12 protein-coding genes are annotated in these 11,977 nt (G+C 73.1%); 4 read left to right on the top strand and 8 right to left on the bottom strand.

Features of this window, described 5'->3' with window-relative positions; translation table 11 throughout:
• Positions 1–61: 61 nt before the first annotated feature.
• Together ACFWZ2_RS08240 and ACFWZ2_RS08245 are read right to left on the bottom strand one after the other, a co-directional pair.
• On the bottom strand, positions 62–1,411 hold the full coding sequence (locus ACFWZ2_RS08240) for an FtsX-like permease family protein (protein WP_384543595.1): 1,350 nt from the start codon (positions 1,409–1,411) through the stop codon (positions 62–64).
• A complete protein-coding gene (locus ACFWZ2_RS08245) occupies positions 1,408–2,112 on the bottom strand; it encodes an ABC transporter ATP-binding protein (RefSeq protein WP_384543597.1) in 705 nt (234 codons plus the stop codon). Before ACFWZ2_RS08245 ends, ACFWZ2_RS08240 begins: the two co-directional genes overlap by 4 nt.
• 109 nt (positions 2,113–2,221) lie before the next feature.
• Between ACFWZ2_RS08245 and ACFWZ2_RS08250 the strand changes: the two genes are divergently transcribed.
• Positions 2,222–2,782 (top strand): Chromate resistance protein ChrB, encoded by a 561-nt coding sequence (locus ACFWZ2_RS08250; RefSeq protein WP_384543598.1) that lies wholly within the window; start codon positions 2,222–2,224, stop codon positions 2,780–2,782.
• Between the two features lie 32 nt (positions 2,783–2,814).
• Positions 2,815–3,966 (top strand): MFS transporter, encoded by a 1,152-nt coding sequence (locus tag ACFWZ2_RS08255; protein WP_384543809.1) that lies wholly within the window; start codon positions 2,815–2,817, stop codon positions 3,964–3,966.
• Here ACFWZ2_RS08255 and ACFWZ2_RS08260 read toward each other — a convergent pair.
• A complete protein-coding gene (locus tag ACFWZ2_RS08260; RefSeq protein ID WP_384543600.1) occupies positions 3,870–5,108 on the bottom strand; it encodes a hypothetical protein in 1,239 nt (412 codons plus the stop codon). The genes ACFWZ2_RS08255 and ACFWZ2_RS08260 overlap by 97 nt on opposite strands.
• A 140-nt stretch (positions 5,109–5,248) precedes the next feature.
• Here ACFWZ2_RS08260 and ACFWZ2_RS08265 point away from each other — a divergent pair, with 140 nt between their 5' ends.
• Positions 5,249–5,842 carry a GNAT family N-acetyltransferase gene (locus ACFWZ2_RS08265; protein WP_384543602.1) on the top strand — a complete coding sequence of 198 codons (594 nt, stop codon included), beginning with the start codon at positions 5,249–5,251 and terminating at the stop codon, positions 5,840–5,842.
• A gap of 79 nt (positions 5,843–5,921) precedes the next feature.
• On the opposite strand, the gene ACFWZ2_RS08270 is transcribed toward ACFWZ2_RS08265, so the two are convergent.
• The 3 genes from ACFWZ2_RS08270 to ACFWZ2_RS08280 all read right to left on the bottom strand — a co-directional run bounded on the left by ACFWZ2_RS08270 (position 5,922) and on the right by ACFWZ2_RS08280 (position 8,521).
• On the bottom strand, positions 5,922–6,191 hold the full coding sequence (locus ACFWZ2_RS08270; RefSeq protein ID WP_384543604.1) for a metal-sensitive transcriptional regulator: 270 nt from the start codon (positions 6,189–6,191) through the stop codon (positions 5,922–5,924).
• Between the two features lie 57 nt (positions 6,192–6,248).
• Positions 6,249–6,824 carry a rhodanese-like domain-containing protein gene (locus ACFWZ2_RS08275; RefSeq protein WP_384543606.1) on the bottom strand — a complete coding sequence of 192 codons (576 nt, stop codon included), beginning with the start codon at positions 6,822–6,824 and terminating at the stop codon, positions 6,249–6,251.
• 65 nt (positions 6,825–6,889) lie between these two features.
• Entirely contained in the window at positions 6,890–8,521 is a 1,632-nt protein-coding gene (locus ACFWZ2_RS08280) for an FAD-dependent oxidoreductase (RefSeq protein WP_384543608.1), read from the bottom strand.
• Between the two features lie 283 nt (positions 8,522–8,804).
• On the opposite strand from ACFWZ2_RS08280, the gene ACFWZ2_RS08285 reads away from it, so the two are divergent.
• Positions 8,805–10,445 (top strand): nitronate monooxygenase, encoded by a 1,641-nt coding sequence (locus ACFWZ2_RS08285; RefSeq protein ID WP_384543610.1) that lies wholly within the window; start codon positions 8,805–8,807, stop codon positions 10,443–10,445.
• Positions 10,446–10,491: 46 nt separating this feature from the next.
• Here the strand turns inward: ACFWZ2_RS08285 and ACFWZ2_RS08290 are convergent, their stop codons facing one another.
• A complete protein-coding gene (locus tag ACFWZ2_RS08290; protein ID WP_384543612.1) occupies positions 10,492–11,025 on the bottom strand; it encodes a hypothetical protein in 534 nt (177 codons plus the stop codon).
• 118 nt (positions 11,026–11,143) lie between these two features.
• Complete coding sequence (gene xdhC, locus ACFWZ2_RS08295) at positions 11,144–11,977, bottom strand: xanthine dehydrogenase accessory protein XdhC (RefSeq protein WP_384543811.1); 834 nt, start codon at positions 11,975–11,977, stop codon at positions 11,144–11,146.

Here is an 11,977-nt window from a genome sequence, read left to right on the forward strand (position 1 = left end):
CGGCGTGGTGCGCCGCCTCGCAGCGGCTCTCGTGTTCACCGACCGCGCTGCTGGCGGGTCGTCAACTGCTGTGGCGGGTCAGGCCGTCCATCGGACGTACCCGCAGCATCCGCAGCAGGGGCGCGCCCGAGGAGACCCCGACAAGGACCGCCCCGCACAGCGCGACAGCGGGCCAGGCCCATACCGGCACCCCGCTCAGCGGCGCTCCGACACGGGTGCCGAGCGGCAGCATCACCGCGCAGCCCGCGGCCACCCCCGCACCGACCCCGGCCACCGTGACGATCGCGCCTTCGGCCGCGACCGTCCGCACGATCTGGTGGCGCTCCGCACCGACCGCGCGCAGCAGCGAGAACTCGCGCAACCGCTCCAAGGTCAGCATCACCAGGGTGTTGGCGGCAACCAGCCCTGCGAAGCCGACGTACAGCAGCGTGCCGAAGACCGCGCCCCAGTCCCCGGCCCCTTCCCCGGATCCGGCGAAGGAGGCCACCTGCGTCACCCCGAACGCCGTGACCAGCGCGACCGGAGTGATCGCCGCGGACAGTCGGCGCACCCGTACCCGTGTGCCGGCCTCCGCCAGTTCGCCGGGCGCCCCGCCGAACGCCCGCAGCACGGGAGCACACAGCGCGACCGTGCACCGCCCGATCCACGGCCCCGCGAGGCCGATCGCGAGGAGATGGGCGAACACCACCGCCGGGATCACCTCGCCCGCGTCCTCGGCCGGGCCCGCGGCGGCGACGACGGTCATCGCGACCGCACCGGTCAGAGCGACCAGGGACGCCGTCCCCCTGACCGTGCCCGCTCGTTCACCGCCCTGGACCAGCGTCTCGGCGAGCGCCGCCGACGGCCGGGCACGGGACGCCCGCCAGCCGCCGATCAGACCGCCGAGCTGCGCGCAGACCAGCAGCACCGAGGCCGTGGTGACCGGCGACTGCCACCCGAGGCGGAAGGAGACCCCGTCGGGGGCCATGCCGTGCGCGCTCAGGCCGTCCAGCCAGAAGCGGCCGAGCAGCGCCCCGAGGCCGTATCCGACGGGCAGCGCGGCGAGCGCGGCGCCGAGCGCTTCGACGGCGACCATCCGGCGGACCTGCCGGGGCTCGGCGCCGATCGCGCGCAGCAGCGCACTCTCCCGATGGCGCTGGGCCACCGCGAGCGCCATCGCCTGACCGATCACGAAGATGCCCAGGTAGGCCATCATCTGGCTGAAGGCGATGCCCATGTCGGAGAGTTCGGCGAGCTGTGCCCGAGCGGCCGGACCGGCCCCCGGCGGCGCGGTCGACGCCGAGACCGTGAGGGCGACGCACGCGGTGACCACGGTCGCGGTGAGCACGAGCGCCGCGAAGGTGCCCGCCAGCGCGGACGGGCGGGAGCGGACGGCCGCGGTGGCCAGACCGGTGGGACGCAGGACACTCATCGGATCCGCCCCTTTTCCGCTGCCACGGCGGCGCGCGTGACGTGGCTGGCCCGGACACCGCTCACCGCGTCGACTGCGGCCCAGCTGTCCTCGACCAGCCGCCCCTCGGCGAGCCGCAGCACCCGGTCCGCCCGGGCCGTCACCGACGGGTCGTGGGTGACCAGCACGACGGTCGCGCCCTGCCGGTCCACCGCCTCACGCAGCAGGTTCAGGATGTCGGTGCCGGTCTCCTGGTCGAGGGACCCGGTCGGTTCGTCGGCGAAGACCACCTCGGGCCCGGTGATCAGGGCCCGGGCGATGGCCACCCGCTGCTGCTGCCCGCCCGAGAGCTCGCCGGGACGGGCGTCCTCGCGTCCGTCGAGACGCAGCGGCAGCAGCACGTTCTGCTGCACGGTGAGCGCGGGCAGCAGATTGAAGGACTGGAAGACGAACCCGATGTGCGTACGCCGCAGCCGGGACAGGCTGCGCTCCCTCATCTCGCTGATCACCCGGCCGCCGAGGCGCACCACCCCCGAGGTGGGCCGGTCGAGACCGGCGGCGCACTGCAGAAACGTCGATTTGCCCGAGCCGGACGGGCCGATCACCGCCGTGAGCGAGTGTGGCGGCACCTGGACGTCCACCTCGCACAAGGCGTGCACCGCACGCTTGCCGCGGCCGTAGGAACGGCTGACTCTCGCCAGCTCAAGCACGGTGTCGTTCATGCCATCGACGCTACGAATGCACAGGCCGGAGCCGCCATGGCGGACTCCCCCGAAAAGGGGGTTCGGTTCTTCCGAACCCAGGGATGTAACAACTGCTACATTCACCGGCGTGACTGATGATTCTTCCGCATGGGTGGTGCTGCTGGTGCGGCTCCCCGCCGCCCCCTCCCGCCACCGTGTGGCCGTCTGGCGGGAACTGCGCCGGATCGGTGCGCTGTCTTTGGGGCAGGGCACCTGGGCCGTCCCCGACGTTCCGGTGTTCGCCGACGGCCTCGCGCGCGCGGCGCGACTCGCCGACGAGGCAGGCGGCGACGTGGTGACGCTGGCGGCCACCGGACGCACGGACGCCGACGCCGCACGGCTCAAAGAGCTGTTCGCCGTCGCCCGGGCCGAGGACTGGGCCGAATTCCTGGCCGACTGCGGGAAGTTCGAAGAAGAATTGGCCAAGGAGATCCGCACGGCCAAGTTCACCCTGGCCGAACTCGAGGAGGAAGAGCAGAGCCTGGAGCGGTTGCGCCGCTGGCACCGGGACCTGACCGCCCGGGACGTCTTCGGCTCACCGGAGGCGGCCCAGGCGACCCACCGGCTCAAGCAATGCGCGGCGGCCTGCGAGGACTACGCGGAACGCGTCTTCGCCGCCCTGCACCAGACCTCAGGGGATGTCACATGACCGTGCAGGCGGAGGCCGCGCCACGCCGCGTCATGTGGCCGCTGTACGCGGCCGGGTTCACCACCGCGTTCGGCGCTCACGGCATCGCCGCCAACCTCGGTGGTTTCTCCGCCGACGCGGTCACCTCGCTGCTGGTGCTCGGCGGCCTGCTCGCCCTGTACGACGGGGCCGAGGTGCTCCTCAAGCCGCTGTTCGGCACGCTGGCCGACCGGATCGGAGCCCGCCCGGTGATGATCGGCGGTCTGGTCGGATTCGCGCTCGCCTCGTCCGCGTACGCGGTCGCGGACAGCCCCGGCTGGCTGTGGGCGGCCCGGCTCGGGCAGGGCGCGGCGGCCTCCGCGTTCTCGCCCGCAGCCTCGTCCCTGGTGGCACGGCTCAACCCGGCGGCCAAGCACGGACGGGCGTTCGGTTCGTACGGCTTCTACAAGTCGATCGGCTACACCCTGGGCCCGCTGCTCGGCGGCGTGCTCGTCTGGGCCGGCGGGCTGCGGCTGCTGTTCACGGTGATGGCCCTGCTCGGCGCGGCCGTCGCGGTCTGGGTGCTCGCCGCTGTGCCGCACGTACCTCCGCTGCCGCGCGCCCGGCAGACCGTCCTGGACCTGGCCCGCCGTCTGGCCGAACCGGCGTTCCTCGGCCCGACCGCCGCGCTGGCCGCCGCCACCGCCGCACTCTCGGTCGGCGTCGGCTTCCTGCCCGTGTCCGGTGCCGCCGCCGGACTCGGCACCGTCGGCACCGGGGCCGCGGTCTCCGTACTGGCGCTGTGCGCGGCCATCGTGCAGCCCTGGACGGGCAAGGCGCTGGACGCCGGGCGCTTCACGACACGTACCGGCCTGGTGGCCGGGCTCGCGCTCACCGCTGCCGGACTCGCGGCCGCGACGCTGCCCGCACTGACGGGAGTACTGCTCGGCGCCACGCTGATCGGCATCGGCACCGGCCTGATCACCCCGCTCGGATTCACCGCGCTCGCCGCCACGACACCCCCGGAACGGCTCGGCCAGACCATGGGATCGGCCGAACTCGGCCGTGAACTGGGCGACGCGGGCGGTCCGTTGATGGTCGGCGCCGTCGCGGCCACCGCCACCCTCACCTACGGGTACGCCGCCCTGGCCGTCCTGCTGGCGACCGGCACGCTGTTCGCCCTCGTCCGTTGCCGCACTCCCGCCAAGGCGGCTGACGGGACCTGATCGATGACCGCGGCGGCGACTTCCTCGGCGGTGCGGTCGTCGGTCGTGACGCACAGGTCGCCGATCGCGGCGCGTTGCAGGGCGTCCGCCTGCGCCACCGCCGCGTCGGCTGCCTGGAGCAGGCGGGCGGTGGGCTGCCCGCGCAGTGGGTCGCCCGGTTGCGGCCAACTGCCGCCCCGCCCCCGCGCCATGATGCGCCGCGTGAGCTGCTCACGTCCGGCATGGAGTCGGCACAGCGTCACCGTCGCGGTGGGCAGCGCGGCGGTGTACGCCCCGACCGCGGCGTCGTTCTCGACCGGACCGGTCACGATCAGACGCTCGGCTCCCGCTGCGCGGTAGGCGTGCCACAGGGCCGCGAGGTTCTCGGCCTTCATCCGGTGGAGGCGGGGACCATCATCTGCGGCGGGGCTGCAGAACCCGAGCTGGTCGAGGTCGACGTACGCCGCCGTGCGCCCGGCACGCAGGACCTGCTGGAACACCTCGAAGCCGACCGCCGACTTCCCCACCCCCGTGGCGCCGCACAGCCAAAGGACCTGCCCGCCATCGGCGTCGACAGCGCGCCCGCCACGCTGTGCCGGTCCGGACGGCCGATGCGGATCTACGACTGCCGCGGCATCCGGCCATCCACCCGTGCGCTCCCGCACGAGGCACACCACCCCGTCCACCTTCAGCCCACTGGTGTCAACACACACGTCGGCAAAGGCACGTGCGTCCAGGACATCGGCTTCCCGCAGCACGGCATCCACCACCTCACCGGGCCCACCGCGTCCGAGGAACCTCTCCCGCAGCTCACCCCGGTCGGCACGCAGCCGGCACACCGTCAGCACGGCCCCGGGCAGTTGGCCGCCCGGCACCCCGCGTTCGGAGTCGACGACACCGGACACGACGACACAGCGGGCGCCCGCTTCCCGGAACCTGGCCACCGCCGCAGCCAGGTTCCGCGCCTTCATCCGGTGACGCCCCGGATCCGACGCGGGCTCGGGGTAGCAGATTCCCAACTGATCGATGTCGACGTACGCGATGTCTCGCCCGCCACCCGCGAGTTGGGAGAACATCTCCCAGCCGACCGCGGTCTTGCCGACACCCGGCGGCCCGCACAACCACAGGACGGGGAGCGAAGGGGCAAGGGGGAGAGAACCCATGCGGGGACGGTACGGGTACGCGATCCGGCGCCTCCACCGATTTACCGGCCCCGGCGCGGTGTGACGCTGACGCAGCCGTACCGCGCGCACAAAAAAATTCTTCTTGATCGCCGATCACGCTGTTTGAGAGGGTTGGCGCCATGTCCCAAGCGATCCTGCGCACCGAACGGGTCCATCTGGTCCCGCTCTCCGACGAGTTCCTGGAGCATCAGGTCGAACTCGACGCCGACCCCGAGGTGATGCGTCACCTGGGCGGTGCGCGCCGCCGTGAACAGGTGGAGGCGGCCCTGCGCGGGAACCTCGCGGACGCGGACCGGGCCGCGGGCCTCGGGTACTGGGCCGGGTTCGTCGAGGGCGGCTTCGCGGGCTACTGGCTGCTGCGGCCGCCGGGACCCGCCGACCAGGAACCCGTGGCGGGGCAGGGCGAACTCGGATGCAAGATCATGCGGCGCTTCTGGCGGCAGGGACTCGGCAGCGAGGGATCCCACGAGCTGCTCCGGCATGGGTTCGAGGACCTCGGGCTGACCCGGATCTGCGCCATGTCGGCGGCGGCCAACACCGCATCGCGGGCCACGCTGACCGGTCTCGGACTGCGGTACGTCCGTGAATTCGAGGCGGACGCCGATGACTTCCCGCCGGGCGCCGACCTGCGCACCGTCGAGTATGCGACCACCCGGGAGCAGTGGTACCGAGCCCGGGTACATGATCGCCAGCCGGGGGCGGTCGCGTCCTGAAGAGGCCCGCCCCTCCCCAGCGGAAGAGGCTCGCCCCTCCCCAGCGGAAGCGGACCGCCACCCGGCGGGAGCCGGCGGTTCAGGCGAGGGCCAGAAAGAGCTTCTCCAGTTCCGCCTCGGTCAAGGGCGGCTGCTCGCCGTCCGCCGCGTTGAGGCAGTCCCGCATCCCGGAGGCGATGATCTTGAATCCGGCGCGGTCCAGGGCACGGGAGACCGCGGCGAGCTGGGTCACCACGTCCTTGCAGTCCCGGCCCGCCTCGATCATCGCGATCACTCCGGCGAGTTGACCCTGCGCCCGCCGCAGCCGGTTCAGGACGGCGGTCATCGATTCTTCGTTCCCCGTGGCCATGGGATCCCTTGTCTGTCGTACGCGTGTGAGGTGTCGGTCGGTCCGGAGCCCGGCGGATCAGCCGCGCAGGGCCTCGCGTGCGGCGTCCAGTGTCGTCGGCGGGGCCTGGTTGAAGGGGAGGCGTCCCAGGAGTGCGGCCATGCCGCAGGTGCCGCTGACGGCGGAGTAGATCAGGCCGCTCGCGATGGCGGCGGACAGGAGCCGGGCGCGCGGGGCCCGCAGACCGAGGGCGAGACCGCTGAGGACCAGGGCCCCGGCGGTGAAACGGACCTGCCGGTCCATCGCCCACACCTGACGGCCGCCGGGCTCGGCGGAGGTGCTGACGGGCCTGCCCGCCGCGCTCCAGGCGCTGGTGCCGCCGTCCAGGCTCAGGGCCTCGACACCGGCCCGGGCCAGCTGCGCGCAGGCGGTCTGCGAGCGGGGCCCCGCGGCGCAGACGACGGCGAGGCCGCGCCGGTCGGCGGCCTGCCGCAGTTCCGGCAGCAACTCCTGTACGGAGTCGAGGGGGATGTTGACCGCGCCGGGCACATGGCCCTGGGCGTACTCGCCCGCGGAACGCACGTCGATGACGAGGACGCCCTCGTCGATACGGGATTCCAGCTGGGCCGGGGTGAGGGAACTGCCGAAGGTCATGGGCTTCTCTTCCGTGTGCTGACGTGCGCTGACGTCTGCTGAGGCTGGGTGGCGTCGGGGTCGGTTCAGGGGGCGGGGGAGGGCTGAGCCGCGGACCAGGTGGCGTAGCCGCCGTCGAGATTGGCCGCGGTACGGCCGAGTTGGGTGAGCAGGCGCGCGGCGACGTGACCGCGCAGCCCCTGCTGGCAGTAAACGACCAGGTCACCGGCGGGGATGTCGGCGACACGGCCGCGCAGTTCGTCGAGCGGGACGTGGACGGCCCCGGGCAGGGCGCCGCGGGCGTGCTCGGCCGCGGTGCGGACGTCGAGCAGGACCGCGCCGTGCCGCTGGGCGTCGGCCGCCTCGTGCCACTGGACGAGCCGCTCGGTGCCGGTGGCGGCGTTCTCGGCGATCATGCCGGCCAGGTTGACCGGGTCCTTGGCGGAGCCGTACGGGGGAGCGTAGGCCAGCTCCAGGTCGGCGAGTTCGGGGGCGGTCAGGCCACCGGCCATGGCGGTGGCGATGACGTCGATGCGCTTGTCCACGCCGTCCGTCCCGACCGCCTGAGCTCCCAGGATGCGCAGGTCGTCGGGGTCGAAGAGGACCTTCAGGGCGATCGGGGCCGCCCCGGGGTAGTACCCGGCGTGCGAACCGGGGTGCAGATGGACGGCCTGGTGACGGCGCCCTGCGGCACGCAGCCGCTTCTCGTTCCAGCCGGTGGCGGCGGCGGTACGGCCGAAGACCTGCACGACCGCGGTACCGGCCGCGGGGCGGGGGACGACGGACCGCCCGGCGAGTATGTCGGCGACCAGTCGGCCGTGGCGGTTGGCGAGGTTGGCCAGCGGGATCAGGACCGGTTCGCCGGTCAGGGCGTCGCGCTTCTCGGCCGCGTCACCGAGCGCGTGGATGTGGGGGTCGCTGGTGCGCAGCCGCTCGTCGACGGCGATGCCGCCGCGCGGGCCCGTCTCCAGACCGGCCGCACGGGCGAGCTCGGTGTCCGGGCGTACGCCGATGGCGAGCAGGACCAGATCGGCGGGCAGCGTACGCCCGTCGGCGAGATCGACCGTGTCCGATGCCACCTTGGCCAGCTGCGTGCCCAGCTCCACGCGGACGCCGTGCGCGCGCAGTTCGGCGGTGAGAGGGCCCGCCATCTCCGGGTCCAGCGGGGGAAGCACCTGGTCGGCGAGTTCGACGAGCGTCACATCGAGGCCCCGTGCGCGCAGGTTCTCGGCCGCTTCGACGCCGATGAAGCCGCCGCCGACGACCACGGCGGTACGGGCCCCGGCGGCCAGGTCGGCGACGACGCGGTCCACGTCGGTCACGTCGCGCAGGGTGCGGGCGCGCTCGATGCCGGGCAGGTCGGGGACGAAGGGGCGGGCGCCGGGGCTCAGCACCAGCTCGTCGTACGTCTCCTCGTACGCGCGACCGGACTCCAGGTCGCGGACCCGCACGGTGCGGGCGGCCCGGTCGATCGCGACGGCCTCGCTGCGCACCCGCACGTCCAGCCGGAAGCGGGTGCGCAGTGCCTCGGGCGTCTGGACGAGCAGTGCGTCCCGCTCCTCGATGACGCCGCCCATGTAGTAGGGCAGTCCGCAGTTGGCGTAGCTGATGTGGGGGCCGCGCTCCAGCACGACGATCTCCGCGTGCTCGTCGAGGCGACGCAGCCGGGTCGCGGCGGACATGCCGCCTGCGACTCCGCCGATGATGACGACCTTCATGCGCTTCTCCACAGTCCGAATCCGAAGTCGAGCGATACCCCCTCCGGTATCGAACAATACGGGAGGGGGTATCTGAACTGCGCATTCGGACGGGGAGACATGGATCTCATCCCGCCGCCCCTGCCGGGCACGGCAGGGGCCAAGAGCCCGGCGCGGGTGGCCTTTGGTCACCACCAGTCGGGCCCTTCGGCGTGTGGTCCCGGGGGCCCCGTGGCCAAGACTGGCCTCCTGGCCGAACCTACGGAACCGTAGGTTGTGGAGTTCGAGCGGTGAGGTGCGCGGTATGCCGATGGTCACGGTGGACGGGGAACTGCCCCAGGTCATCCAGGGCGGGATGGGCGTCGGAGTCTCCGGCTGGCGACTGGCCCGCACCGTCAGCCGCGCCGGGCAGCTCGGCGTCGTGTCGGGCACGGCGCTCGACGCGCTCCTGACGCGCCGACTCCAGCTCGGCGACCCGGGCGGTGACGTGCGCCGCGCGCTGGCGGCCTTCCCCGTACCGGAGTTGGCGTCCGCCGTCCTCGACCGCTGCTACGTCGAAGGCGGCATCGGCGAGCAGGAGCGCCTGCGCGCACAGCCGATGCTGCGGGTCGAGCGCGGGGAGCCCGCCGAACTGCTCACCGTGATCGGGAACTTCGTCGAGGTGTGGCTCGCCAAGGAGGGCCACGACGGCCCGGTCGGGATCAACTACCTGGAGAAGGTCCAACTGGGCCTCGCCCCCGGCCTGTTCGGCGCGATCCTCGCCGGGGTGGACTGCGTCCTGGTCGGCGCGGGCGTCCCCGGCCACGTACCCGAGCTGGCGCGGCGGCTCGCGCGGATGGAACCGGTGAGCGTGCGCATCAGGCTCGACGGGGCCGAGGAGGACTGCGACCACCGTTTCGATCCCGCTGCGCTGCTGGGCCGCGCAAGTCCCTTGGTGGACAAAGGCTGTGAGTGCGGGGGCGGGGGCGGGGGAGCGGCGGCCGGGTGCCGTGGGGCGGCTTCGGCGAAGGGCATCGCGGGGGAGCGGCGCGGACAGGATGTGCGGATCGAACCGCTCGCCCCGGCCGCGAAGCCGCCCGCCGCCCGACAGTCCTCTACGCCTCGACCGAACGGACTGCCTCGACCGAACGGACTCGCCGGATCACTGCGCAGGCCGGACGTTCTCGCCATCGTGTCGCTGCCGCTCCTCGCCGCGTACCTGGCCCGCGACGACGCCACGACGCCCGACGGGTTCGTGATCGAGACCCATGGCGCGGGCGGCCACAGCGCTCCGCCCCGGGGCGCCCTGAAGCTCGACGCGCAGGGGGAGCCCGTCTACGGGCCGCGCGACCACCCCGACCTCGCCAAGATGGCGGCGCTCGGCATCCCCTTCTGGCTCGCGGGTGGCGTCGCCCACCCCGAGCGGCTCGCCGCGGCGCGTGCCGCGGGTGCGGCCGGTGTGCAGGTCGGCAGCGCGTTCGCGCTCTGCGAGGAGTCGGGCCTGGCGGCCGGTCTGCGCGAGGAGCTGCGGACGAGGGCCCGCGCCGGGACGCTGCGGGTGCGCAACGACCCGATGGCGTCCCCCACCGACTTTCCCTTCAAGGTCGCCGAGTTGCCGGGCACACTGTCCGACCCTGCGGTGCGTACGACCCGTCGCCGCGTGTGCGACCTCGGCTATCTGCGCGTCCCCTACCGCACCGCCAAGGGCGGGATCGGCTACCGCTGCCCCGCCGAACCGGAGGCCGCCTTCCACCGCAAGGGCGGCTCGGTCACCGACACCGAGGGACGGCTCTGCCTGTGCAACGGGCTGCTGGCCACCGTCGGCCTCGGCCAGCGCCACCCCCGCGGCAGCGATGAGCCCCCGGTCGTCACGCTGGGGCAAGACCTGGGATTCCTGGCGGAGTTGAGCCCGGACGGCGGCCCCTACGGGGCGGTCGAGGTGGTGGAGTGGCTGACCGGCACGTGAGGCGGGACGCGGCCGGCCGGGCGCGAGGCGTGGGGGCCTTCGTGGATCAGGGGCGGACCGGGACCCGGCGGACCGGGGGCGAGCCTTCGGCGCCGCGGGGGAAACTCGACACGAGGCCCTCGCCCGTATCGGCGAACTCCCAACGGGTTCCGTGCATCCCGTTCTCGGAGGGCCATTCGAGGCGGACGACAGGTCGGCTCAGCAGGCGCTCGAACCAGTCGGCGCACCGCTCCGCGAGCTCCTCGACCGTGCCGGACGCCTCGAAGTAGCCGCGCTCGGGCGCCATGTGGAGGTGGAAGAGCTGGTCGCTGACCTTCCCCGCCCGCACATGGGTGCCGTGGAAGTGCACGGCCCACTCGCCGAGCACCAAGGGACGCGCGTCGTCGAGGAGCGCGACGTGGACCAGGAGGGACGAGTCGTCCTCGGGTCGGCTGACACTGCTGTGCGCGGGCGGCACCCGCCAGGCGGCGGCCCGGGTGCGCAGGGCGTCGACGAAGGCGAGCTCGGCCTCGGTGAAGTCCCAGGGCTCCTCGCCGTACTCCTCCGGGTCCTCGACCTCGAACCAGTTGTTGGTGTCCACGGTGGGATTCTATGCGGCGCCGTACAAAGGCCCTGGTCCAGCCCTCGGAGGCGGGCCCTTCGGCCGAGCATCTGCATCTGTTCCTCGTGCTCGGCTGTCCCTCGTGCCCGGCGAACGTTCACCCGCCGTCCGGGGGAGCGGGACAGTTCCCCTCGCTCTCGAACGTGCGGAGCAGATCGGCGGCGACGCTCACGGCGATGGTGGCGGGTTCCTTGCCGGTGATGTCGGCGAGGCCGATCGGGGTCTTGATCCGGTCGATGGTCGCCTCGTCATGGCCGCCCTCGGTGGCGAGGCGTGTGCGGAACCGGCTCCACTTGGCCGCCGACCCGATCAGCCCGACGGAGCCGAGATGCGGGGCGCGCAGGGCGGCGTCGCACAGCGCGGCGTCCTCGGCGTGGTCATGGGTCATGATCAGGACATGGGTGCCGTGCGGCAGCTCTTCGAGGACCTCCTCGGGCAGCAGCGGCGTGTGATGCGCATGGATCTGCGCCACCGCGTCCACAAGGACGTCGAGCCGCTTCTTGGCGAGCATGTCGGACCGGCTGTCGACCAGATGGAGGTCGAGGTCCTGGCGGGCCAGGATGCGTGCCAGTTCCAGGCCGACGTGCCCGACGCCGAAGACCGCGACCGCCCGTACCACCGGCAGCGGTTCGAGCAGGACCGACACCGTGCCGCCGCAGCACTGCACACCATGCCGGTTGGTCACCTTGTCGTTGAGGGCGAAGTCGAGCAGCTCGGGCTCCGGCTTGGCCGCGCCCATCATGTCCCGGGCCCGGTCGATCGCGACGGCCTCGACGTTGCCGCCACCGATCGACCCCCACGTCTCGCCCCGCCCCACGACGAGTTTCGCACCGGCCTCGCGCGGCGCATGGCCGCGCACGGTCGCGACGGTGACCAGGACGCCGGGCTCCCGGCGTGCCCGCAACCGCGCGACCGCGGCGACCCACGTCAT

Source organism: Streptomyces sp. NPDC059002 (assembly GCF_042740435.1).
Classification (GTDB): domain Bacteria; phylum Actinomycetota; class Actinomycetes; order Streptomycetales; family Streptomycetaceae; genus Streptomyces.

What these genes read in the sequence shown, in the direction of transcription:
- ACFWZ2_RS08240 (WP_384543595.1), bottom strand. Translation starts at nt 1,411, where the DNA reads ATGAGTGTCCTGCGTCCCACCGGTCTGGCCACCGCGGCCGTCCGCTCC.
- ACFWZ2_RS08245 (WP_384543597.1), bottom strand. Translation starts at nt 2,112, where the DNA reads ATGAACGACACCGTGCTTGAGCTGGCGAGAGTCAGCCGTTCCTACGGC.
- ACFWZ2_RS08255 (WP_384543809.1), top strand. Translation starts at nt 2,815, where the DNA reads ATGTGGCCGCTGTACGCGGCCGGGTTCACCACCGCGTTCGGCGCTCAC.
- ACFWZ2_RS08260 (WP_384543600.1), bottom strand. Translation starts at nt 5,108, where the DNA reads ATGGGTTCTCTCCCCCTTGCCCCTTCGCTCCCCGTCCTGTGGTTGTGC.
- ACFWZ2_RS08265 (WP_384543602.1), top strand. Translation starts at nt 5,249, where the DNA reads ATGTCCCAAGCGATCCTGCGCACCGAACGGGTCCATCTGGTCCCGCTC.
- ACFWZ2_RS08270 (WP_384543604.1), bottom strand. Translation starts at nt 6,191, where the DNA reads ATGGCCACGGGGAACGAAGAATCGATGACCGCCGTCCTGAACCGGCTG.
- ACFWZ2_RS08275 (WP_384543606.1), bottom strand. Translation starts at nt 6,824, where the DNA reads ATGACCTTCGGCAGTTCCCTCACCCCGGCCCAGCTGGAATCCCGTATC.
- ACFWZ2_RS08280 (WP_384543608.1), bottom strand. Translation starts at nt 8,521, where the DNA reads ATGAAGGTCGTCATCATCGGCGGAGTCGCAGGCGGCATGTCCGCCGCG.
- ACFWZ2_RS08285 (WP_384543610.1), top strand. Translation starts at nt 8,805, where the DNA reads ATGCCGATGGTCACGGTGGACGGGGAACTGCCCCAGGTCATCCAGGGC.
- xdhC (WP_384543811.1), bottom strand. Translation starts at nt 11,977, where the DNA reads ATGACGTGGGTCGCCGCGGTCGCGCGGTTGCGGGCACGCCGGGAGCCC.